The organism is Sporosarcina cyprini, from assembly GCF_022048975.1.
GTDB classification, from domain to species: Bacteria; Bacillota; Bacilli; order Bacillales_A; family Planococcaceae; genus Sporosarcina; species Sporosarcina cyprini.
Genome location: NZ_JAKMHX010000030.1, coordinates 446,855 through 471,493, shown reverse-complemented (window position 1 = coordinate 471,493; position 24,639 = coordinate 446,855). Strand labels below are relative to the sequence as shown.

Below are 24,639 nucleotides of genomic sequence, written 5' to 3'. Positions count from 1 at the left end.
ATTCCGCTCTTTACATTCAGCGCGGTTTATACATACAATAGAAATACGATTATTTTTTAGCGGAAAAGCACGAAAGGAGTTACATGATGGCGAAAAATCGTGACATGTCAGCTGAAGAAATTTTTGAATTGATCGGTTCTTATATGAATGAACAACATGTTGCGTTCGTCAAGAAGGCTTATGAAGCTGCGAAATCCGCACATGAAGGACAATATAGAAGCTCCGGGGAGCCGTATATCCTCCATCCGATTCAAGTTGCTGGCATCCTGGCACAATTACAGATGGATCCCTCCACGGTCGCTGCCGGCTTTCTTCACGATGTCGTCGAAGACACGAATGTGAGCCGTGAAGACATCATCCGTGATTTCGGAGAAGAAGTTGCGCTCCTTGTAGATGGCGTTACCAAATTGGAAAAGTTGAAATTCAAGTCCAACGAAGAGAAACAGGCAGAGAATCACCGCAAGATGTTCATCGCGATGGCGAGGGATATCCGGGTCATCCTCATCAAGCTTGCTGACCGTCTTCATAACATGCGGACATTGAAGCATGTACCTGAAGAGAAGCAGCGGCGGGTGGCTGCGGAAACGCTGGATATTTTCGCTCCGCTTGCACATCGGCTCGGAATTTCCACCATTAAGTGGGAACTGGAAGACACTGCACTTCGGTACTTGAATCCACAGCAGTATTATCGGATTGTCAACTTGATGAAACGAAAGCGCGTGGAACGTGAAAATTACTTAAAAAATGTCATGGAACTGATCCAGAAGGAAATCGGCGAAATGGGAATCGAAGCCGATATTTCCGGCAGGCCGAAGCATTTATATTCCATTTATCGCAAGATGGTGCTGCAAAAGAAAGAATTCAACGAGATCTATGACCTGTTAGCTGTACGGATCATGGTTAAAAGTATTAAAGATTGCTATGCGGTGCTTGGGATTATCCATACGCTATGGAAGCCAATGCCGGGGCGTTTCAAGGATTATATCGCCATGCCGAAACAGAATTTGTATCAGTCGATCCATACGACGGTCGTCGGTCCGCAAGGCGATCCACTTGAGGTGCAGATCCGGACAGAGGAGATGCACAAAATTGCCGAATACGGGGTTGCTGCACACTGGGCGTACAAGGAAGGAAAAACGGTCACCGAAAAGCCGACGAACATCGATAAAAAACTGACGTGGTTCCGGGAAATTCTAGAGTTCCAGAACGAATCTTCGAACGCGGAAGAATTTATGGAGTCTTTAAAATTCGATTTATTCTCGGATATGGTTTACGTGTTCACGCCTGATGGGGATGTTATCGAAATACCGAAGGGCTCTGTGCCGATCGATTTTGCGTACCGGGTCCACTCTGAAGTCGGCAACCGGACAATCGGAGCCAAAGTGAATGGCAAGATGGTGCCGCTTGATACGGAGCTGTTTACTGGAGATATCGTTGAAATTTTGACGTCCAAGCAGTCATTCGGACCGAGCCGGGACTGGCTGAAAATCGCCAATACGTCGCAGGCACGCAATAAAATTAGGCAATTTTTCAAAAAGCAGCTGCGCGAGGAGAATATCACGAAAGGCCGTGAACTTGTCGAGCGGGAGATCAAAACGCAGGAATATGAACAAAAAGACGTGTTAACGACAGATAATATCCAGCGTGCTATTGAAAAATTCAGCTTTACTTCAGAGGAAGATATGTATGCTGCGGTCGGTTCAGGCGGAATCACAGCTCAGCAGGTCGTAAACCGATTGGCGGAAAAACTGCGGAGACAAAGGGAACGCCAGGATACGATCGATAAAATTGTTTCAGATATGAAAACGGCACAGCCAATCGAAACCGAGTCGGGCGTCATCGTCAAAGGGATCGATAACTTGCTGATCCGTCTTTCCAAATGCTGCAATCCGATTCCAGGAGATGAAATTGTCGGTTTCATCACGAAGGGAAGAGGCGTATCGGTCCATCGTGCCGATTGCCCGAATGTGCACACAGCCGAGGAAGAAGATCGCCTGATTGATGTGGAGTGGGCCGTCAGCCCGACGAGCACGAAGAAAGAGTTCCAGGTCGATATCGAAGTGACCGCGTTCGATCGCCAAGGATTATTGAATGAAGTCATGATGGTTGTTGCGGATACGAAGACGCCGATGGTCGCGGTAAGTGGCAAAGCGGACCGCGATAAGATTGCGCGAATTAATATGACCATTAAAATTACAGATATTGCCCACTTGCAACGGATTGTTGACCGGATTAAACAAATCCGTGATATTTATTCTGTCCAGCGTATTATTCATTAAAGGAGGGTCTTTCATGAAAGTATTGCTGCAACGTTCCGGCCCTGCTTCCGTCCGGGTAGAGGGGGAAGTAACCGGATCGATTGAAAAAGGATATGTCCTCCTTGTCGGAATTACGCATGAGGATACGAAGGAAGATGCCCAGTACATTGCGAAGAAAATTGCAGGCCTACGGCTATGGGAGGACGAAGAAGGGAAGATGAACCGTTCCATTGATGAAGTGGGCGGGGACATTCTTTCTGTTTCTCAGTTCACGCTTTACGGAGATGTGCGAAAAGGACGCCGACCGAGCTTTATTGAAGCGGCCCGTCCGGAACAGGCCAAGCCGCTTTGGGAGTATTTCAATGAATGCCTGAAGGCGGAAGGACTCGAAGTTTCTACAGGCGTTTTTGGCGCCATGATGGACGTCCACTTATTAAACGATGGTCCAGTGACCCTTATGGTCGAATCAAAATAAAAGGCAGGCACCGATGGTAACCCGGTGCCTGCTTTTTTTAACGATTATTTCGAATCAAAGTAATCGAGTAATCCTTGATAAATGCCATAAGACGCCTGTTCACGGAAAACTTCCGTTGTCAGAATTCGTTCTTCAGAAGGATTGGATAAGAATCCAAGCTCGATTAAGATGGCGTCCTGCATGTTTTCCCGAAGCACTAGATAATTGGCGGGCTGCACACCGCGATTGCGCAGCGTGACATTCGAGCCAAGGCCCTTGTTGATTGATTCGGCCAGCCCTTTTTGGGTCTTTTTTGTGTAATATGTTGTGAATCCAGTTATGGAGCTGTCCGGATTGGCATCGTAATGCAAACTTACGAATGCATCTACTGCATGCTGATGGCCGACAGCGACTCGTTTGCGAAGGGAAACATATGTATCCGTATCACGGGTCATGATAACCTCAGCGCCAGCGGCTTTCAATTTGGATTCCAATAATTCTGCGGTCAGCAAGGTTAACTCTTTCTCGTCCGTTCCCCGAGCTCCAGTTGTGCCGCGGTCATTACCACCATGCCCCGCGTCAATCGCAATGGTCAGGCCTTTTAAGGTGCCAGGTTCCCGCTCTTGCTTTTTCTTCGGCTCGTCCAGCTTGAACACAGGTATACGATCGTCCGATACGACCCATTTGGCAATATAGGCTTCACCGCCATCTGGGAGCGCGATCTTATACCAATCGCCCTCATCACGCAGCACTTGGAACTTCTCACCCGCATTTGCTCGAAGTACAACTTCTGAGGATGTCGTTGCTTCTGAACGGATATTGGTTCCGTTGGTCAGCGCTGTTACTTGGTCCAGTTTCGACTGGGCGGTATCCTTTTTACTGCTTTCGCCCGAGAAGGTGCCATGAAAGGAGTAGACCCAGCCCTCTTTTTTCTTGGAAAAATTAATTTTCACCCAATTGCCATCTATTTCTTTAACAGCAAACGTATCTCCCTTATGGACCATACCTACTTTTTTGGACGACTGGTCCGCTTTCTTTCGTACATGCAACGCATCCACAGTCACTGTGAACATATTCGAGCCGCCTGCTTTTGCAGGTGCAGGAGAAGGCTCTGGTGTTTGTGCTGTATCTATTTCTGTTATGTATTCATGATGGACCCAGCCTTCCATCCCGCGGAATGTAATGGCTGTCCATTCTCCGTCCGTCCCAGTTTTGATTGCTTCTTCACCGGCATTCATTCGACCCACGATGGCAGATCCGATAGAAGGGGATGTCCGGATATTCAGTGAATTCACTTTAGAAACGATCGTTTTTGGTGTTTCTGAGTTAGCCAGATTTTTGGAGGTCAGCCACGAAGCGATCCATCCGGTTTGTCCATTCCAATCAATTTCGAGCCAATCGTCAGAAGTGGATAGATAGGCTACTTCCTTTCCTTTTTTCAATGATCCGATGACGGGGTAGGAGAGGCCCGGGCCTGATCGGACATTGATCGAGTCAGCCTGAATGACAGCAGAATTGCCTTTTGCATAGACACCTGTCAAGGTTGTGCCAAGTAGAATGGAAAAAATGATAGCGAAGATTCCAAAGCGTCGTCTGATCAACTGATGATTCTCCTTTCCAATCCTTTCTTCATATTGTAGAAGTTTTGAAACGAAAAAACCATAGGAATTTCTCTTTCCATCAAATCACGCTGCGCTTTACTTTTGCAAATTTGAAGGATTGTAGTGGAAAAGGGTTGACACGCCGCTATTGAATGATTAACATAGTCAGTAATCGAAAAAATCATTAGACCGATGACATGGCAAGTAGTTTTATCAACGGCTGACAAGAGAGGGGCGGACGTGGCTGAAATCCACCCTACAGACCAGTTAAAACGAACAACACCATCGAGGTTCTGCGTCGAAAGAGTGACATTTAGTAGGCGTGGACGGAACCGGCCGTTATCCGGACACGAGTGGGCGCTTTTTGCGTCAATTTGGGTGGAACCGCGGAAGCTTCAAAAGCTCTCGTCCCTGCATTAACAGGGATGAGGGCTTTTTTTATTGCTTACAAATGAAAAAATGTTGAAAAGAAAGGGGAAGTCACATGAACTTTAAAGTGCCAAGAGGAACGCAGGATATCCTCCCTGCCCAATCCTGGAAATGGCAGCGCGTAGAAGCAATTATGCGTGACATTTGCGAACTGTACCGTTACAAAGAAATCCGGACGCCTATTTTCGAGCAGACGGAATTGTTTTTAAGAACGGTTGGGGATACTACCGATATCGTGCAAAAAGAAATGTATACATTCACAGACCGAGGAGATCGTTCCATGACTCTCCGTCCAGAAGGTACGGCACCTGTCGTTCGGTCATTCGTTGAAAACAAGATGTTCGGATATCCCGATCAGCCTGTAAAGCTCTATTATAGCGGACCGATGTTCCGTTATGAGCGGCAGCAAGCTGGCCGGTACCGGCAATTTGTTCAATTTGGCGTCGAAGCGATCGGAAGTGACGATCCGGCAATCGATGCAGAAGTCATCTCGCTCGCGATGGAAGTGTATAAGCGGGCAGGATTGTCCGATTTAAAACTTGTATTGAATTCACTTGGTGATGCGGAGTCCAGAACGGCACATCGCGAAGCGCTGGTAGCACACTTCCGGCCGCACATCGGCGAGTTCTGTAAAGACTGCCAGTCACGGCTTGAGAAGAATCCACTCCGTATTCTTGACTGTAAAGTGGACCGGGATCACCCGCTGATGGCATCAGCTCCATCCTTGCCGGACTATTTGAATGAGCCTTCAAAGCACTATTTCAACCAAGTGCAATCATTCCTTGAAGATGCGGGAATTGAATACGAAATCGATCCAAATCTCGTCCGGGGGCTTGATTACTACAACCACACAGCGTTTGAGATCATGAGCACTTCAAAAGGGTTCGGTGCCATCACAACACTTTGCGGTGGCGGCCGTTACAACGGATTATCCGAGGAAATTGGCGGGCCAAATGCACCGGGAATCGGGTTTGCGATGAGTATTGAACGTCTCTTGCTCGCATTGGATGCAGAAGATAAGTCATTTGAAGATGAACCATCCTTGGATGTCTATGTGGTCACACTTGGCGAAGAGGCTCATCGCAAAGGCTTCCAGCTGCTCCAGCAATTGCGGAGCGAAGGAGTGAAGGCCGATATGGACTTCATGGATCGTAAAATGAAAGCTCAAATGAAATCGGCCGATCGCTATGAAGCAAAGCTGGTTTGCATTATTGCCGAGGACGAAGTGGCACAGGGCGTTGTCCAATTGAAGAATATGGGTGACGGAACACAAGAACAAGTTGCAGCAACGGCAATCGCCGGGAAGATAAAAGAACTGTTGAAATAAGGAAGGTTGATGGATATGCGACGGACACATTATTGTGGAGAATTGAATGAGCAGACAATCGGGCAAACAGTGACACTACAAGGATGGGTGCAAAAAAGACGTGATTTAGGCGGTTTGATTTTCGTAGATATGCGGGATCGGACAGGTCTTGTCCAAGTCGTCTTTAATCCGGATATTTCAAAGGAAGCACTCGCTATCGCTGAGACGCTCCGCAATGAATTCGTTGTCGAATTGGTCGGTTCTGTAGTGGAACGCGAAGAGAACCAAAAAAATCCGAAATTGAAAACGGGAGCCATTGAAGTACAGGCCGAAAAGGTCGTCATTATCAATGAAGCAAAAACACCACCTTTTATTATTGAAGATGAGACGGATGTCAATGAAGAGGTCCGGTTGAAACACCGTTATCTGGATTTACGGCGCCCGCAGCTGGCAAATGTATTCAAAATGCGTTCGGATATTTCCAAAACGGTCCGTAACTTCCTGGACGAAGAAGGGTTTATTGAAGTAGAAACGCCGATTCTTACCAAATCGACACCGGAAGGGGCAAGGGATTATCTCGTGCCAAGCCGTGTACATGACGGTGAGTTTTATGCGCTGCCTCAATCACCACAATTATTCAAGCAAATGCTCATGGTTTCCGGTTTTGACCGGTACTACCAAATTGCCCGCTGTTTCCGGGATGAAGACCTTCGTGCAGACCGTCAGCCGGAATTCACGCAAATCGATATGGAAATGAGTTTCATGTCCATCGATGACATTATCGAGTTGAATGAACGCCTGATGAAGAAAGTAATGAAGGATGTAAAAGGAATCGACATTGAGACGCCATTCAAGCGCCTGCCATACGATGAGGCAATGGCCCGTTATGGTTCAGATAAGCCGGATACACGCTTTGAAATGGAATTGACCGATGTATCGGAGCTGGTCAAGGATTCTTCCTTCAAAGTGTTTGCGTCAGCTGTTGAAGGCGGAGGCCAAGTGAAGTTGATTAACGTCAAAGGAAATGCAGATCAATTCTCACGGAAAGACATCGATGCGCTTGGCGAATTCGCGGCCCGCTACGGTGCAAAAGGATTGGCTTGGCTGAAAGTGGATGCGGAAGGATTGAAAGGACCGATTGCCAAATTCTTTGAAGGAGAAGCGGCAAGCGGATTAATTCAAGCGGCTTCTGCAGAAGACGGAGACCTCTTATTGTTCGTTGCAGATAAGAAAAATGTCGTCGCAGATGCCTTGGGAGCCCTCCGTTCTAAATTAGGAAAGGATCTTGGATTGATTGACGAAACGAAATTCAATTTCCTATGGGTTACAGAATGGCCGCTATTTGAATACGACGAAGAAGATGGCCGTTATTATGCAGCCCACCATCCATTCACAATGCCTGCGGACGTACAAGGTTTGGAATCGAATCCTGCATCCGTGAAAGCGCAAGCCTATGACCTGGTGCTGAATGGATATGAGCTCGGTGGAGGCTCGTTGCGGATCTACCAGCGTGATGTACAAGAAAAGATGTTCAAAGCTCTTGGTTTCAGTCAAGAACAAGCGAGAGAGCAGTTCGGATTCCTATTGGATGCCTTCGATTACGGAACACCGCCTCACGGAGGAATTGCTTTTGGTCTGGACCGGATCGTCATGTTGTTGTCAGGCTCCACGAACTTGCGCGATACCATTGCGTTCCCTAAAACGGCAAGCGCAAGCTGCTTGCTCACAGACGCGCCAAGCCCGGTGGATGAAGCGCAGCTGGTCGAATTGGGGATTGGCATCAGACAAAAAGAAAACGCGTAAAACTTGTAAACTGGTATTAACTGAAAAAAGCAAAATCGTTGAATGATTTTAAGAAGTGTGATAGTATACAGGTAATACGAATCCTGAAGTGTTCGTCATTTGAACATCAGTTTTGACCGAACATAATTATCGTAGGGAGTCTAAATTCCAGGCTTGATGGCACGCCCTTTAGAGGGACGTCAGATGGTATGGATTGGGCACCCACCTGCTGAGTGCGGGTTCAAGACGATTCCACTTTGACGGCACATTCGGGATTCGTCACTAATGAATAATCGATCCCCTCTTGCCCTTGTGCGGAGGGGGTTTTTACTTTTATGCCTGCAGAGGAAGGAAGGATTCATCTTGTTACACCAATTTTCAAGAAATGAACTGGCTATTGGCAAAGAGGGATTGGAGCGAATCAAAGGAAAGACGGTCGCCATTCTGGGAGTCGGGGGAGTGGGATCATTCGCTGCAGAAGCTTGCGCGCGCAGCGGAGTTGGCCGCATTATCCTCGTAGATAAAGACGTGGTTGATATTACAAATGTAAATCGTCAGCTGGTCGCCACACTTTCAACGATTGGCCGTTCTAAAGTGGAAGTAATGACAGAACGCATCGCCGATATTAACAAAGAATGTGAAGTCATTCCATTGCATATGTTTTATACCGAAGAGACGTATGAGGAATTTTTCAATCACGCGCCTGATTATGTCATAGATGCCTCCGACACGATCAGTTACAAAATCCATTTAATCAAGGAATGTATCGCTCGAGGCGTAAAGATCATTTCCAGTATGGGAGCAGCGAATAAATTGGATCCAACCCGATTCAAAATCGCTGATATTTCTAAAACCCATACCGATCCGATTGCCAAGGTGATCCGTCTTCGTTTACGCAAAGAGGGAATCAAAAAAGGCGTTCCCGTTGTGTTTTCTGATGAAAGTCCGATTGTCGTCCGGGAAGATGTAGTCGATAAAGTCGGGAAACCGGACGCCGAAATACGAAAAGCAAAAATGCCGCCAAGCTCCAACGCGTTCGTACCGTCTGCCGCAGGCCTCATATGTGCCAGCTGGGTCATTAACGATATGATTAAGGACATCCCGATCGAACGGGTGAATAGCTAGTCAGGAAAAACGGATCCCCCTTGCGAGGATCCGTTTTTTTCTGAGGAAATGAAAAATGAGAGATCCTTTTTGCTATGTGTCGAAAACATACCCTCCAACTTACGATTAATGTAAGGGTTAAAAATGAATAAATTTGCTTATTTTATTCGTTTCCTATGGCGTGGTACATAGGAACCATGTATACTAAGAGGTAAATAGAGTACGAGTCTGGCAGACAACTGATCAGACGGTGAGAGGGTTGAAGAAAGAATGAGCCAACATGAAGGGATTTTGCTAGAGAGCGGCACGAACGAGTTGGAAATTGTTGAATTTGAAATGGGCCAAAACCGGTACGGCATAAATGTAATTAAAGTGAAGGAAATCATCATGCCGACACCGATCACACCAATTCCTCACTCCCATCCGGCTATTGAAGGAATCATTCAATTGCGGGGGGATGTCCTGCCGGTCATTAGTATGGAACGGGTAATGGGATTGCCGGAAACAATCGGCAAGAAGGAAGGAAAATATATTGTAGCGGCTTTCAATAAACAGCAAGTCGTTTTTCATGTTCACGAAGTGACGCAAATCCACAGAGTGTCCTGGAACCAAATTGAAAAGCCTGCGGATCTCTACTCAGGCGATGCGGCTCAAGTCATCGGCGTTATCAAACGGAACGATGATATGCTTTTATTGCTGGACTTCGAAAAGATTGTCTTGGAAATCAACCCGGACAGCGGTATCCGAGTCGAAGAAGTGAAAAAGCTCGGCAAGCGGGAACGGGTCGATAAGCGGATTTTGGTAGCGGAAGATTCGCCGTTATTACGTAAATTATTGAATGATACGTTGACGGAAGCGGGCTATGCCAATATCGATTTTTTTGAGAATGGCAAAGATGCCTTGGCTTATTTGGAAAGTGTCATAGCCGGCGGAAAAAACGTGGGCGATGTCATTCAGCTAGTCATTACGGATATCGAGATGCCTCAAATGGATGGCCATCATTTCACACGCAGAATTCGAGAGAACCATCAATTGGCCATGCTGCCCGTCATCATTTTCTCTTCCCTGATCACCGATGAATTAAAGCATAAGGGAATTAGCGTAGGAGCGAATGACCAAGTAAGCAAACCGGAAATCGCAGAACTTGTATTGAAGATGGATCAGCATATTCTTTAATTTCGAAGGAACAATAGACAAACCTAAGATAAATCTGCCGCGAACAGAACGACGAGCAACAGTCGGTCTGTTCGCGTTTTTTGATTGACCGGTGCCCGCGCACATGCACAGGAGCAGCCGCGCATACTAGTGAGACCTCCACGCATACCGGCTGGTTACCCGCGCATAAACGAGAACAGTCGCGCATACCGGTCTGTTACCCGCGCATAAACGAGAACAGCCGCGCATACCGGTCTTTTACCCGCCCATAAACGAGAACAGCCACGCATACAGGTTTGGCTTAAACGATTACAAACGGCCTACCGGAACTACCGAGCTCATCCCCTTGCAACTAAAATTGAAAACGTCAGAGCCAACCTTATAAAAAAAGCATTTTCTGTTCACTTATAAACAGAAAATGCTTCTCTATAAACTATCATAACCAAATCATCATTTCTTCCGAAACTCTTTCAACTTATCATAAATGCCGGCCATCCTTTTCTCTTCGCCTGCAATGACGGGTTTGTAAAATTCCATATGAGCGATTGAATCCGGCAAGTACTGCTGGTTGACCCATCCGCCAAAGGAACCAATCGGGTGGTCATGCGGGTATTGGTAGCCGACATGTCCCAGTGCGGCAGCGCCCGCATAGTGTGCGTCCCGTAAATGAGGCGGGATATCACCGGTCTGGCCTTCGTGTAACGCTTTCGTCGCCGCGTCGATTGCCAGGTAGGCAGAATTCGATTTGGACGCAAGGCACATCTCGATGACGGCATTCGATAGAGGAATCCTCGCTTCGGGCATGCCGAGCCGGACGGCTGCTTCCGTGGCGGCAAGCACATGGGGTCCGACATTTGGATCTGCCAGGCCGATATCTTCATAAGCCATAACGAGCAGCCTTCGGGAAACGGCGACGAGATCACCCGTTTCTAGGAGATGGGCCAAATAATAGACTGCGGCATTGACATCGCTGCCTCGGACGGATTTTTGGAGAGCCGATAACAAGTTATAATGGTGCGAACCTTTTTTATCTCCAACTAAGCCAATTCTGCCAATCAAATTATCAATCAGCCAATCTTCGATCACGACTTGTCCATCTTCCTCATCACTCGCGGACACGACGGATTCCAAGACTGTCAGTGCTTTACGGGCATCTCCGTTGACCCCTTCGGCAATCCGCTTTACTTGGCTTTCTTCGATCGAGATATTCATCTTGCCCAGTCCCCGGTCTTCATCTTGAAGCGCCCGGTTCAATAATTTCTCCAGATCTGCGGCGTCAAGCCGTTTCAATTGAAGGATTTCTCCGCATCTTGAACGGATGGCGGGGTTCACATCATGAAAAGGGTTCTCCGTCGTTGCCCCGATAAGTACAATTGAGCCGCTTTCTACGTGGGGAAGCAACGTGTCCTGCTGCAATTTATTGAAACGATGAATTTCATCCAGGAATAACAGCACTTTTCCTGTTATGCGCGCTTCCGCAACGACATCTTCCACATCCTTCTTTCCTGAAACGGTCGCATTCAAGGCAATAAACGGCAATTCGCTAGTCCCGGCAATCGCATGTGCTAACGATGTCTTTCCGATGCCCGGCTCACCGTATAAAAGCATCGAGGGGACATGGCCGTTTTTCACCATCCGATAGAGCGAGGTCTTCTCGCCGATAATATGTTGTTGTCCGGCTATTTCATCTATCGTTCGCGGGCGCATTCGATACGCCAACGGTTCATTATGCAAAACGATCACTCCTCGTACATCTGTTCCTTCTATTATAGCATGAGGTTCTGAATGAAGTCATATGGAGGAAGAGCGCCCTGTTGTATGCTATAATGTTTGAAGCAATTCGAGAAAAAGGACTGTTGGATACGATGAGAATATCTACAAAAGGCCGATATGGATTGACGATTGTCGTTGAACTCGGCAGAAACTATGGGGAAGGCCCATTGCCTTTACGAAAAATAGCAGAAGAACATAATCTATCTGAAGCCTACTTGGAACAGTTAATTCCGCCTTTGCGGAATAGCGGTGTAGTGAAAAGCGTCCGGGGAGCATATGGCGGTTATAAATTGGCAAAAGCGCCAAATGAAATTACTGCGGGGGATGTCATCCGCGTATTAGAAGGCCCAATTCAACTCATTGAGGATATGGATGAGGATGATGTGCCGCAGCAGGAATTATGGCATCGCATCGGCGAGGCGATCCGGGGCGTCCTCGATACGACAACGATTGAAGATTTAATTGACTCGGATAGAGCGCCAGAACCTGAAGGGTATATGTTTTACATTTAAAAGGAGTTTTTCAAATGGATACAATCTATCTTGACCATGCGGCCACAACGCCTATCCATCCTAAAGTGGCGAAGACGTATATGGATACGATGAACACGGTCTTCGGAAATCCATCTAGCATTCACCACTATGGTCGGACGGCCAGAAAAGTAGTCGATGATGCCAGAAAAACGATTGCCCGGGCCATTCACGCGGACCCAGTAGAGATCATCTTTACATCCGGCGGCACGGAGGCTGATAATATTGCAATTGTCGGAACCGCAACCGCCATGAAGGAAAAAGGAAATCATATTATTACAACGAATATCGAGCATCATGCCGTTCTTCATACATGCCAGATGCTTGAGAAACAAGGCTATGACGTGACCTATCTTCCAGTGGATGAAGACGGCCGTGTCCAGGCTTGGCAAGTGGAACAAGCACTGACCGATCGGACGATACTCGTAACAATCATGCTCGGCAACAATGAAGTTGGAACAATCCAGCCAATCCGTGAAATCGGAACGCTTCTTAAAGACCATCAGGCGGCTTTCCATACGGACGCAGTGCAGGCATTCGGCATTCTGCCGATTGATGTGAATGAATTAGGCGTCGATTTGCTATCCGCCTCTGCACATAAACTAAATGGTCCGAAAGGGATCGGTTTACTTTATCAGCGAAAAGGCATGAATACAACGCCTCTTCTATTTGGAGGAGAGCAGGAACGAAAACGCAGGGCCGGCACGGAAAATGTGACGGCGATGGCTGGGTTTGCAAAAGCTGTGGAACTTGCACAAGCTGGCATGGAGGCGAACCGTCAGGCATATGAAATGTATGTCTCCACACTTCTCTCTGTTCTGGACAAGCATTCCATTGCTTATGAGGTGAATGCAGGAAATACTGAAAGACTGCCCCATATTGTAAATATCAGTTTCCCGGGTACGGATATCGAATCATTGCTCGTCAATTTGGATATGGAAGGTGTGGCTGTCTCAAGCGGTTCGGCTTGTACAGCAGGCTCATTGGATCCTTCCCATGTACTCACAGCAATTTGCGGAAAAGAATCTCCAAAATTGCGAAATTCGGTCCGTTTCAGTTTCGGCTATGGTTTGGATGAAGAGAAGGTCGCAGATGCGGCCGAAAGGGTGGCTCGGGTTATACAACGTCTCGTGAATTGAAAAGATAAAGGATGAAACGATATATGAGAACTACAAAAGCAGTAGAAAATACACGTGTCGTCGTCGGCATGTCTGGCGGCGTCGACTCATCAGTAGCCGCGCTGTTGCTGAAAGAACAAGGCTATGATGTCATCGGCATCTTCATGAAAAACTGGGATGACACAGATGAGTTCGGGGTATGTACAGCGACAGAAGATTATGAGGATGTCATTAGTGTCTGCAATGAAATCGGCATACCCTATTACGCAGTAAATTTTGAGAAGCAGTATTGGGATAAAGTATTCACTTATTTCCTTGAAGAGTACAAAGCAGGCCGAACGCCAAATCCAGATGTCATGTGCAATAAAGAAATCAAATTTAAAGCATTTCTTGATCATGCGATGAGCCTGGGAGCGGATTTTCTGGCGACTGGCCACTATGCGCAAGTCGTGGAAACGGAAGATGGCGTTGCGATGCTGCGAGGCAAGGATAATAACAAGGACCAGACGTATTTCCTCAATCAGCTGACTCAGGAACAATTGCGTAAAGTCATGTTCCCAATCGGCAATCTAGATAAGAGTGAAGTACGCCAAATAGCAGAACGGGCTGGTTTGACGACTGCTAAGAAGAAAGACTCCACAGGAATCTGTTTCATTGGCGAACGGAATTTTAAAGAGTTTCTCGGCCAGTATTTGCCGGCACAGCCCGGAGATATGAAAACGATGGAAGGGGAGACCGTCGGCAAGCATGACGGGCTCATGTATTATACAATCGGCCAGCGCCACGGTCTTGGTATCGGAGGAGCGGGCGATCCGTGGTTCGTTCTAGGGAAAGACTTAAAAAATAATGTTCTTCTCGTTGGCCAAGGCTTTCATAACGATGCATTGTATTCGGATAGCTTGACTGCGGTAAATATCAGCTTCACAACTGCTCGAAAAATGCCGCAAACGTTCGAATGTACAGCCAAATTCCGTTACCGTCAGCCGGACACAAAAGTGAAGGTTGAACTCCTGGAAGGAGACCGGGCAAACGTTGTGTTCGATGTCCCGGTCAGAGCAATTACGCCGGGTCAAGCCGTTGTTTTTTATGACGGTGAGGAATGTCTTGGCGGCGGAACAATCGACACGGTGGTCAAGGACGGAAAAGAACTGGATTATGTCGGATAAGGGAAGGTAAACGATGGAATATAACGAAATAGGAATTCAATCCTTACAGCAAGGTGAATATGAGAAAGCAATTGAAGCATTTGTGAAGGCAGCTGAGCAGGAGCCTGACAATCCAGTTGGCTATATCAATTTAGGAAATGTCTTCACAGCTGTCGGCGATGTGGAACGGGCGGAGCGTTTTTTCCAAAAAGCATTAACGCTGGACGAGGAGGCGGTCACAGCCTATTATGGGCTCGCCAATCTTTATTACAATAATGGGCGTTTTGAAGAAGCGGCCAAATTGTATGAAAAGGCAGTGCGGAGCGGCATGGAGCAGGCGGACGCCTATTTCATGCTCGGCAAAAGCCTGGAGCAGGGAGGCAATGAAAAGTTGGCGCTGCCTTATATGCAGCGTGCTCTTGAACTCGCTCCAGAAGATTTGGAAATTCAGCTTTCGTACGGAATTCTTCTAGCTAAATTGGAATTATTTAAGGAAGCCGAAAAAGTGCTGCGTGAATTGGTCGAGAAAGATCCCGAACATCCAGATGCACATTATAATTTAGGGATGGTTTATGCGGTGTCGACCGATCAGAAGGAAGATGCACTTTATCATTTGGAACGTGCCTTCACGATCGAGCCAGACCATGTCCAATCGAAATATATTTATGACATGATCAAGCAAGGCGAAGCTGATAAGTAATAGATTACAGGTAAGGCGGTGAATGAATATGGAAGAGTTATTCGACAACGATAGGAAAGAGGAAGTTTTTTTGGTCGGACGTCCGGTCGTTACGATCTTCCATAATCCCACCAATCTGTTTACGATAGCCAAGCTGAAAATCAGCAAGACGAATTGTGGGTATGGTGACAAAGAGATTGTGATCAAAGGGAACTTTCCACAGCTGACGGAAAATGAGGAATACCGCTTCACAGGACGGCTTGTCAAACACAATACATACGGCGAGCAGTTCGATGTCATGACCTTTTCGAAGGAGATGCCTGAGACGGAGGATGGTCTTGTTCATTATCTGTCGGGGGATCTCTTTCCGGGCATTGGCAGAAAGACTGCGGATACGATTGTTAAGACGCTTGGAAAAGACGCCATTCGAAAAATAGTGGAAAATCCCTCTGTGCTCGACGCTATACCGAAGCTATCGGATGAACGGAAAGAAACGCTAACTTCCGTGCTTCAGCAGAACTTAGGTCTCGAGAGGACAATCGTCCAGCTGAATGAGTGGGGGTTCGGCCCCCAACTCGCCATGCGGATTTACCAAACATATCGCGAGGAATCGATTGAGCGATTAACTGAAAATCCGTATCGTCTCATTGAAGAAATAGAAGGAATCGGCTTTCAGCGGGCGGATGAGCTCGGCAGGCAGCTTGGCATGACCGGGCAGCATCCGTCCCGTGTGAAAGCGGCTATTTTGCACTATATGAATCAAGCGGTCCAATCAGCGGGCCATGTTTATTTGCTCGCAAATGATGTCTTGCCCGAAGTCAAGCGCATGCTGGAAGTAAGTCAGCCGGAGGAGATTCCTTTTGACCGCATTTCCCAGTCAATCATTGAGTTGGTGGAAGAATCCAAGCTATGCGCCGAGGAACGCAAACTGTACATCCCTTCCCTCTACTTTTCTGAGCTTGGCATTGCCTCGAAACTAGACCGGTTGTTGGAAAGCGAGAAAGCGGATGCGTTTCCTGCTTCCGAAGTTAGGAAGGCGATCGGGGAAGCGGAGGAACGGCTCGGCGTGACGTATGCCGAAACTCAGGCAGCTGCTATACAAACGGCCCTTCATTCGTCTGTCATGATTTTGACAGGCGGTCCTGGTACCGGAAAAACGACAGTCATTAGGGGACTTGTCGAAGTGTATGCGGAACTGCACGGACTTTCCCTAGATCCGAAGGAATATGCCAAAAAGCAGGAACCTTTTCCGATTGTATTGGCAGCCCCAACAGGACGGGCGGCAAAACGGATGTCCGAATCGACTGGACTTCCAGCGATGACTATCCATCGTCTTCTCGGCTTCACTGGACAGGAAAAAGATGAAGCGGAAGGCAGGGAAGTCGAAGGCAGGCTGTTGATTATTGACGAGATGTCGATGGTCGATACATGGCTTGCTCATCAGTTGCTGAAAGCGCTGGACGATGATATCCAAATCTTGTTTGTAGGTGACCAGGATCAGCTGCCGCCTGTAGGACCGGGACAAGTCTTGAAGGATATGCTGGAGTCCGGAAAAATTCCGGTCGTTGAATTGAAAGAAATCTACCGGCAAAGCGCGGGTTCCACGATTATTGAAATGGCTCACATGATCAAGCGTTCTGAATGGGATGACAATCTAATCAAAAAGACATCAGACCGTTCGTTTATCCGCTCGAATGGGGATCAGATCATGAATGTCGTGGAGCAAGTGCTGAAGAATGCATTAGCAAAGGGCCATTCCATTAAAGACATCCAGGTGCTTGCGCCAATGTATAAAGGTACAGCTGGCATTGATGGCTTGAATAAAATGATCCAAGAGATGGTCAATCCGCCAGGTCCCGATCGGAAAGAAGTCGTATTTGGGGATATGATCTACCGGATCGGGGACAAAGTGCTTCAGCTTGTCAATCAACCGGAAAGCAATGTATTCAACGGGGATATGGGAGAAGTCATTGCAATCTTGAAGGCGAAGGAAACGGTCGACAAGAAAGAAATGCTCGTCGTCTCGTACGACGGCATAGAAGTCACATACGAACGAAACGATTTGAATCAAATTACATTGGCTTATTGCTGTTCCATCCATAAGTCACAGGGCAGCGAATTCCCGACTGTCATTATGCCAGTCGTCAGAAGTTACCGGAAAATGCTGCGGCGCAACTTGCTTTACACCGGAATTACCCGTGCTAAAAATTTCTTGATACTTTGCGGAGAACCGGCGGAATTCAGGGAAGGAATTAGCAGGACGGACGAACTGGCACGCCAGACGACCCTCAAACAGCGGCTTCAGCTTGGCGAACTGCCGGCAGGTGAGGACATACCGGAAGAATCTCTTGCAGCGGATGCAACTGTAGAAAAGGCTGAAGAGTCCTTGCCTGCTCACGAGGGGAAAGAACCTGCAACAGAGCCGACAGACGGAAACAGGCAGGAAGAGGTAAGGGCAGAGAGTCCGGACAATATGCAATTGACGAGGGACAATGTCCTGTCAATTGATCCGATGATTGGCATGCAAGGATTGACGCCTTATAACTTTATGGAGGCCACGGATTGACAGGCCAACAATAATTCCCTATAATTCGAGTATCATACGTAATGCGTTGAAGGAGACAGTACGCTTATATCGCTTGAAAAGAGAGGAACCTCGTGGCTGAAAAGGTTCTCATGGCGAATATGTCGGAACGCTACTCTGGAGTGCAACTAATCATTGCCGTTTGCCACGTTAAGGCTTCTGAGATACCGGATATTTTCTATTCGGTAAATTAGGGTGGTACCGCGAAAATTCACTTCGTCCCTTTGAGGGGCGGAGTTTTTTTATTTTTCGGCGTACCTTTCGGAAAAATTGAATGGAGGTTAGTAAGATGAAAAAATTGACAGCTGCGCAAATTCGTAAAATGTTTTTGGATTACTTTAAAGAGCATGGACATAGTGAAGAGCCATCCGCTCCCCTCGTTCCAATTGATGATCCTTCTTTGCTTTGGATCAACAGTGGAGTTGCTACGTTAAAGAAATACTTCGATGGACGGGTAATTCCTGACAATCCACGGATTGTAAACGCTCAAAAATCAATTCGGACAAATGATATTGAGAACGTCGGAAAGACGGCACGTCACCACACGTTCTTCGAAATGCTTGGCAACTTCTCTATCGGAGATTACTTCAAAGAAGAAGCGATTGTCCGTGCATGGGAATTCCTGACGGACGACAAGTGGATCGGCTTTAATCCGGATTTGCTTTCTGTTACAGTTCACCCGGAGGATGAAGAGGCGTATATGATCTGGAAAGACAAAATCGGCATTCCGGAAGAGCGGATCATTCGTCTGGAAGGAAACTTCTGGGACATCGGTGAAGGCCCAAGCGGTCCAAACTCCGAAATCTTTTATGATCGCGGTCCATCCTATGGCGACGATTTCTCCGATCCTGAACTGTACCCTGGTGGAGAAAACGAAAGATATTTGGAGATCTGGAATTTGGTCTTTTCAGAATTCAACCATAATCCGGATCATACGTACACGCCGCTTCCAAAGAAAAACATTGATACCGGCATGGGCTTGGAACGGATGGCATCTGTCATTCAAGACGTTCCGACCAACTTTGATACCGATCTGTTTATGCCGATCATCCATTCCGTTGAGAAGGTGTCTGGCGAAGCATATGGTTCCGATGCTGTGAAAGATACAGCGTTCAAAGTCATTGCGGACCATATTCGTACAGTTGCTTTTGCAATTGGCGACGGAGCGCTTCCTTCCAATGAAGGGCGTGGCTATGTCCTTCGCCGTTTATTGCGCCGGGCAGTCCGTTATGCAAAACAATTAGGAATCCAAAAGCCGTTCATGTATGAACTCGTCCCAGTTGTAGGAGAAATCATGGAAGACTTCTATCCGCAAGTGAAGGAAAAACAAGAGTTTATCATGAAGGTTATTAAAAACGAGGAAGTGCGCTTCCACGAAACATTGAACGAAGGACTCTCGATCCTATCAGGCATTATTGAAAAGGCGAAAACATCCGATCATCCGGTCGTTTCCGGTGTGGATGCGTTTAAACTGTATGACACGTACGGCTTCCCGTTTGAATTGACAGAGGAGTATGTAGAAGAAGCAGGAGTCTCTGTTGACCGTGCCGGTTTTGATCAGGAAATGGAAAATCAACGGAACCGTGCCCGTGCTGCCCGCCAGGATGTGGACAGCATGCATGTACAGTCAGAGGTTCTTGGGAATATCCATGAGAAAAGCGAATTCATTGGATATGGCCAGCTTGAAAGTGATGCAACAATTGTTGCGCTGCTGCAAGAAGGCAGCCTTGTGGAACATGCTTCCGAAGGGCAAGAGATCCAGTTCATTCTCGACCGCACGCCGTTTTATGCGGAAAGCGGTGGACAAATTGCTGATAAAGGGACTCTTTCCAACGATCTGTTCATTGTCGATGTGAAGGACGTACAAAAAGCGCCGAACGGACAACATTTGCACACAGCAACAGTCCGTTCAGGCGAAGTGCAGGCAGGAGCAGCTGCCAAGGCAACGGTCAACGAAGAAGACCGTAAGCTGACAATTAAAAACCATACGGCAACGCATTTGCTTCACAAAGCGCTGAAAGAAGTGCTCGGTGAACATGTTAACCAAGCCGGATCTTATGTCGGTCCGGATCGTCTTCGGTTTGACTTCTCTCATTTCGGGCAAATAACGAAAGAGGAGCTGGAAACGATCGAACGGAAAGTGAATGAAAAAATCTGGGAAGATATCAACGTCGATATTTCTCAAAAGTCGATTGATGAAGCCAAGCAGATGGGCGCCATGGCTCTTTTCGGAGAAAAATATGGCGATATCGTCCGCGTCGTATCGGTCGGAAACTATTCACTTGAACTTTGCGGCGGCTGCCACGTGTCAACAACGGCTGAAATCGGTCTGTTTAAAATCGAGTCGGAAGGCGGTATCGGAGCAGGTACGCGCAGAATTGAAGCTTTAACAGGTAAAAACGCTTATGTTTCATTCAAAGCGGAAGAGGCTTTACTTACAAATGCGTCAGCTTTGCTGAAATCAAATCCGAAGGACATCGTTACTAAAGTCGGCGCAACTTTGGCCGATCTGAAAGAATTGCAACGCGAGAATGAATCATTGGCTGCGAAGCTTGGCAACAGCCAGCTGACTGATATTCTGGCAAACGCAGAACAAATCGATGATGTCACGGTCATTTCCGCACGAGTTGATGTGAAAGACAATAACGGCTTGCGCCAGATGATTGATGAATTGAAACAAAAAGTCGTTAAAGGAGTTATCGTTCTTGGTGGCGCTTCGGACGGCAAAGTTATGCTTGCTGCAGGTGTAACAGACGATTTGAAATCTGGGAACTTACATGCCGGCAAAATCGTCAATCATGTAGCTTCATTATGCGGAGGAAAAGGCGGCGGACGTCCAGATATGGCGATGGCGGGTGCGAAGGATGCTTCTAAACTTGATGAAGCCCTTCAATCCGTGTATGATTATGTCAAATCCGTCAACTGATCGATTATGCATTTCCGGGTCAATCGCCGAAGGACGCGATTGATTCGGAAAAGGCATGTCATGTATAATGGATAAAGGAAACTTATCCGATTTTTAGTAACGGATGAATGGAAAGCGGGGTGTCGATTATGGATTCATACGACAAGACGATGAAATTCAACTTCCCTGAGGAATCGATGGAGCAGGAAGTGAAACAAGTCATGCTCCGTGTGCACAAGGCGCTGGACGACAAAGGGTACAATCCTATCAATCAAATTGTCGGCTACCTTCTTTCAGGCGACCCGGCTTACATTCCTCGCCACGACGAAGCAAGGAATTTGATCCGTAAGTTGGAGCGCGATGAAATTCTCGAAGAACTTGTGAAATTTTATATCCGGGAAAACGGAGGGCGCCCAATTTGAGGACGATGGGTTTGGACGTCGGATCCAAAACGGTCGGAGTGGCCATCAGTGATGCTCTTGGATGGACAGCCCAAGGCATCGAGACAGTTAAAATCGATGAAAACGCCGGCCAATTTGGTGTGGAAAGAATCAAAAAGCTTGTCACTGAATACGATGTCGACGCTTTCGTAGTCGGCTATCCAAAAAATATGAACAATTCAGTAGGCCCGCGAGGGGAAGCTTCCGAAAAGTATGCAGAATTGCTGAAAGAGGAATTTGGCTTGCCTGTTGTCCTGTGGGATGAAAGATTGACTACAATGGCTGCGGAACGGATGTTGATCGATGCAGACGTCAGCAGGAAAAAAAGGAAAGACGTCATCGACAAGATGGCGGCGGTCATGATACTTCAAGGGTATCTTGATTCAAAAAATAGATGAGGTGATGGAATGGAACATGGACAAGAAACAATGACAATCGTAGATGAGCACGGAGAAGAGCACGTATGTGAAGTTATTTTCACATTCGACTCGGAAGATTTCGGAAAATCGTATGTGCTCTATCATATCTTGGGTGAGAATGAGGACATCGATGATGATGAAGAAATAGAAATCCATGCGTCTGCTTTCATCCCTTCGGAAAATGATGAAGATGGCGAATTGATGCCAATCGAAACGGATGAAGAATGGGATATGATCGAAGAAATGTTGAATACGTTTCTTGCGGAGGAAGACGAAGAATAATTATATGTGCACGGGACGGAATGGTGCAGACCATTCCGTTTTTCATGCGTTTAACGGAGTCGGCTTCAACGTCTTGGCAACGAGTATTCGTACAGGAAAGAGGTGACGTTCTGGATGGGAAATGAGTCAAAGAAGGAATCGAAAAAGGACATCATGCTCGACCGGATGAGAGAGCAGAAAAAAGAAGTGAAAATTGTAAGGCGCATCGTATTCGCCATCGCTTTGATCGTTTTATTGGTCGGACTGATTGGAGGACGGGCGGTATACAAGTACATAGTGGATTCACTGCAGCCTGTCGATCCTGATTCGGAAAAGGTAATCGAAGTGGAAGTGCCAATCGGTTCCGGATTAAATACAATATCCAAAAAATTAGAAGAGAACGGGATTATTAAAGATGCCCGTGTTTTCAAGTATTACGCGAAGTTCAAGAACGAATCGCAATTCCAGGCAGGCACATATGGTTTGACGAAAGCCATGACACTCGATGAGTTGATTCAAAGCTTGAAAACAGGTAAAGTGTACCGCGAGCCTGTGTTTACGATGACGGTTCCAGAAGGCTTGACGTTAGATCAAATCGGTAAAATTGTCGAGAAAAAGACCGGCATATCCGAGAAAGAATTCATGGCGTATATCGATGATGAGAAAACGATTGAATACTTCATGGGCAAATATCCAAACTTATTGACGGAAGAAATTCGTGGCGAGCAAATCAAGCATCCGCTTGAAGGCTATTTGTTCCCGGCGACCTATCCTTTCTATGAGGAAAAGCCATCACTGGAAACAATCGTTACGAGCATGTTGGACGCGACATCAGCAGCCATCACACCGTATTATGGCTACTTGGAATCCAGTGATAAATCCGTCCATTGGCTGTTAACCTTCGCTTCATTACTTGAGAAAGAAGCGACTGCGAAGGCGGACAGGGAAACGATTGCGAGTGTCTTTTACAATCGTTTGGATGCCAAAATGCCATTGCAGACCGATCCAACTGTTCTGTATTCGCTAGGGGTGCATAAAGACCGTGTCCTCTATTCCGACTTGGAAGTGCAGGATCCATATAATACGTATCAAAACCAAGGTTTGCCGCCAGGGCCGATTGCTGGAGCAGGAAAATCCTCTATCGAAGCAGTCGTGGAACCGGCAGAGACAGACTATCTTTATTTCCTTGCTGATAAAGAAGGAACCAACCATTTTTCCAAGACATATGACGAGCATTTACAGAAACGGGCTCAATATTTGTCTGGAGAATAAAGGAAAGTCGTATGAATGGAAGTGGAAAGCATGAGCGACTATAATCAATACATTGCAGATTTATGCGACGCGGAAGATCCGTTAATCTCGGAAATGGAAAGCCTCGCCCGCGAGCAGAATGTGCCGATCATGGATCGCAGCGGGATTGATACATTTATCGGCCTGCTGCGCATTCAGCGTCCGAATGCCATTTTGGAAATCGGAAGTGCGATCGGTTATTCCGCGATCCGGATGGCCATGGCTTTGCGGGGAACATCTATTACGACGATTGAACGGGACGCTGATCGCTACCGTATGGCAGTCGACTTCATCCAACGGAGCATAGTTTCGGACCATATCCGCATTATTGAAGGGGACGCACTCCTCTTGGAAGATGACAAACTGCCGGACTTGAAATATGACGCGCTTTTCATTGACGCGGCAAAGGGTCAGTATAAAAGGTTCTTTGAAAAATACGCGGAATTTGTAAAGCCGGGCGGCATCATCTATTGTGATAATATGTTCATGCATGGAGCAGTGTTGACACCTGATGAGGAGCTGCCAAAACGGAATCGGACAATGATCCGAAACTTGAAGGAATTCACTAAATGGATCATGTCCCATCCGGACTACGAAACGACGCTTCTGCCGGTCGGAGATGGCATTTTAATTGCAATAAAAAAATAATAACATTCCTGACAAAGGAGGAACATGCATGAGCGGAACAAAACCCCTTGTCATCGGAATCGCCGGTGGTTCAGGGTCCGGCAAGACGAGCGTTACCAACCGCATTTACAATGTATTCAAGGAACATTCTGTCGTCGTTATTGAACAGGATTATTATTATAAGGACCAGTCGCATTTGGAATTCGAGGAGAGATTGAAGACCAATTACGACCATCCTCTCGCATTCGATACCGATCTTTTGATCGAACATGTCGGAATGCTGTTAGAGCGGACATCTATATCCAAGCCGGTGTATGATTATGCGCTCCATACCCGTTCAAATGAAACGATAGAAATTTCGCCAAAGGATGTCATCATCCTGGAAGGTATTCTAGTGCTAGAAGATCCAAGGCTCCGGGAATTGATGGATATTAAGCTGTTTGTCGACACGGATGCCGACTTGCGGATCATCCGGAGGCTTATGCGGGATATTCAGGAACGGGGAAGAACGATCGATTCCGTCATCGATCAGTATTTGACCGTTGTACGGCCCATGCACAATCAATTCATTGAACCGACCAAAAGGTATGCGGATATTATCATTCCGGAAGGCGGGCATAACGAAGTTGCCATTGACCTAATGGTGACGAAAATAAAAACAATTCTTGAATCTGGAACGAAATTGTAATATGATGGGTTCAGAATTCAATAGAAACGAATCCTATGTCGCATACCTCTCGTAGGAGCGGCATAGTGTTTTTATGAACAGGATTATGAGG

General features: G+C 46.9%; 20 protein-coding genes, 1 other RNA gene and 2 other annotated features. Of the genes, 19 read left to right on the top strand and 2 right to left on the bottom strand.

Going from position 1 to position 24,639, the window contains the following annotated elements:
* Window positions 1-86: 86 nt before the first annotated feature.
* Together L7D49_RS14990 and dtd are read left to right on the top strand one after the other, a co-directional pair.
* The gene (locus L7D49_RS14990; RefSeq protein WP_238082239.1) at window positions 87-2,279 is read left to right on the top strand and encodes a RelA/SpoT family protein; all 2,193 of its coding nucleotides are present in this window, start codon (window positions 87-89) and stop codon (window positions 2,277-2,279) included.
* A gap of 13 nt (window positions 2,280-2,292) precedes the next feature.
* Window positions 2,293-2,733: a D-aminoacyl-tRNA deacylase gene (gene dtd / locus L7D49_RS14985; RefSeq protein WP_238082237.1), complete on the top strand. Its 441-nt coding sequence runs from the start codon at window positions 2,293-2,295 to the stop codon at window positions 2,731-2,733.
* Window positions 2,734-2,777: 44 nt separating this feature from the next.
* On the opposite strand, the gene L7D49_RS14980 is transcribed toward dtd, so the two are convergent.
* Window positions 2,778-4,313, bottom strand: a complete 1,536-nt coding sequence (locus L7D49_RS14980; RefSeq protein ID WP_238082235.1) for an SH3 domain-containing protein — start codon at window positions 4,311-4,313, stop codon at window positions 2,778-2,780.
* Window positions 4,314-4,496: 183 nt separating this feature from the next.
* Window positions 4,497-4,729: a binding site (T-box leader), on the top strand.
* A 68-nt stretch (window positions 4,730-4,797) separates the two neighbouring features.
* Here L7D49_RS14980 and hisS point away from each other — a divergent pair.
* The 5 genes from hisS (at window position 4,798) to L7D49_RS14955 (ending at window position 10,110) form a co-directional block, all read left to right on the top strand.
* Window positions 4,798-6,069, top strand: a complete 1,272-nt coding sequence (gene hisS, locus L7D49_RS14975; RefSeq protein ID WP_238082234.1) for a histidine--tRNA ligase — start codon at window positions 4,798-4,800, stop codon at window positions 6,067-6,069.
* A 15-nt stretch (window positions 6,070-6,084) separates the two neighbouring features.
* Complete coding sequence (aspS, locus tag L7D49_RS14970; protein ID WP_238082232.1) at window positions 6,085-7,851, top strand: aspartate--tRNA ligase; 1,767 nt, start codon at window positions 6,085-6,087, stop codon at window positions 7,849-7,851.
* Between the two features lie 77 nt (window positions 7,852-7,928).
* A non-coding RNA gene (gene ssrS / locus L7D49_RS14965) (6S RNA) lies at window positions 7,929-8,110 on the top strand.
* 83 nt (window positions 8,111-8,193) lie between these two features.
* Window positions 8,194-8,955, top strand: a complete 762-nt coding sequence (locus L7D49_RS14960; protein WP_238082229.1) for a tRNA threonylcarbamoyladenosine dehydratase — start codon at window positions 8,194-8,196, stop codon at window positions 8,953-8,955.
* A gap of 249 nt (window positions 8,956-9,204) precedes the next feature.
* Complete coding sequence (locus tag L7D49_RS14955) at window positions 9,205-10,110, top strand: chemotaxis protein (RefSeq protein WP_238082227.1); 906 nt, start codon at window positions 9,205-9,207, stop codon at window positions 10,108-10,110.
* Between the two features lie 429 nt (window positions 10,111-10,539).
* On the opposite strand, the gene L7D49_RS14950 is transcribed toward L7D49_RS14955, so the two are convergent.
* Window positions 10,540-11,823 carry a replication-associated recombination protein A gene (locus tag L7D49_RS14950; protein WP_238082225.1) on the bottom strand — a complete coding sequence of 428 codons (1,284 nt, stop codon included), beginning with the start codon at window positions 11,821-11,823 and terminating at the stop codon, window positions 10,540-10,542.
* 131 nt (window positions 11,824-11,954) lie between these two features.
* Here L7D49_RS14950 and cymR point away from each other — a divergent pair, with 131 nt between their 5' ends.
* From cymR to udk, 12 genes are all read left to right on the top strand, one after another.
* On the top strand, window positions 11,955-12,374 hold the full coding sequence (cymR, locus tag L7D49_RS14945; RefSeq protein ID WP_238082795.1) for a cysteine metabolism transcriptional regulator CymR: 420 nt from the start codon (window positions 11,955-11,957) through the stop codon (window positions 12,372-12,374).
* Window positions 12,375-12,388: 14 nt separating this feature from the next.
* Entirely contained in the window at window positions 12,389-13,531 is a 1,143-nt protein-coding gene (locus L7D49_RS14940; protein ID WP_238082223.1) for a cysteine desulfurase family protein, read from the top strand.
* A 23-nt stretch (window positions 13,532-13,554) separates the two neighbouring features.
* Complete coding sequence (gene mnmA / locus L7D49_RS14935; RefSeq protein WP_238082221.1) at window positions 13,555-14,676, top strand: tRNA 2-thiouridine(34) synthase MnmA; 1,122 nt, start codon at window positions 13,555-13,557, stop codon at window positions 14,674-14,676.
* A gap of 13 nt (window positions 14,677-14,689) precedes the next feature.
* Entirely contained in the window at window positions 14,690-15,355 is a 666-nt protein-coding gene (locus L7D49_RS14930) for a tetratricopeptide repeat protein (protein WP_238082219.1), read from the top strand.
* Between the two features lie 28 nt (window positions 15,356-15,383).
* Window positions 15,384-17,900 carry an SF1B family DNA helicase RecD2 gene (gene recD2, locus L7D49_RS14925; protein ID WP_238082217.1) on the top strand — a complete coding sequence of 839 codons (2,517 nt, stop codon included), beginning with the start codon at window positions 15,384-15,386 and terminating at the stop codon, window positions 17,898-17,900.
* A gap of 37 nt (window positions 17,901-17,937) precedes the next feature.
* Window positions 17,938-18,145, top strand: a binding site (T-box leader).
* 62 nt (window positions 18,146-18,207) lie between these two features.
* Window positions 18,208-20,844, top strand: coding sequence for an alanine--tRNA ligase (alaS, locus tag L7D49_RS14920; RefSeq protein ID WP_238082215.1), 2,637 nt, complete (start codon window positions 18,208-18,210; stop codon window positions 20,842-20,844).
* A 128-nt stretch (window positions 20,845-20,972) separates the two neighbouring features.
* Entirely contained in the window at window positions 20,973-21,245 is a 273-nt protein-coding gene (locus L7D49_RS14915) for an IreB family regulatory phosphoprotein (RefSeq protein WP_184210327.1), read from the top strand.
* Entirely contained in the window at window positions 21,242-21,661 is a 420-nt protein-coding gene (gene ruvX, locus L7D49_RS14910; protein ID WP_238082213.1) for a Holliday junction resolvase RuvX, read from the top strand. Before L7D49_RS14915 ends, ruvX begins: the two co-directional genes overlap by 4 nt.
* Window positions 21,662-21,670: 9 nt before the next feature.
* On the top strand, window positions 21,671-21,964 hold the full coding sequence (locus L7D49_RS14905; protein WP_238082211.1) for a DUF1292 domain-containing protein: 294 nt from the start codon (window positions 21,671-21,673) through the stop codon (window positions 21,962-21,964).
* 114 nt (window positions 21,965-22,078) lie between these two features.
* Window positions 22,079-23,215 carry an endolytic transglycosylase MltG gene (gene mltG / locus L7D49_RS14900; protein WP_238082209.1) on the top strand — a complete coding sequence of 379 codons (1,137 nt, stop codon included), beginning with the start codon at window positions 22,079-22,081 and terminating at the stop codon, window positions 23,213-23,215.
* A 15-nt stretch (window positions 23,216-23,230) separates the two neighbouring features.
* Window positions 23,231-23,881 carry an O-methyltransferase gene (locus tag L7D49_RS14895; RefSeq protein ID WP_238082207.1) on the top strand — a complete coding sequence of 217 codons (651 nt, stop codon included), beginning with the start codon at window positions 23,231-23,233 and terminating at the stop codon, window positions 23,879-23,881.
* A gap of 28 nt (window positions 23,882-23,909) precedes the next feature.
* Window positions 23,910-24,548: a uridine kinase gene (udk, locus tag L7D49_RS14890; protein WP_238082205.1), complete on the top strand. Its 639-nt coding sequence runs from the start codon at window positions 23,910-23,912 to the stop codon at window positions 24,546-24,548.
* Window positions 24,549-24,639: the final 91 nt, after the last annotated feature.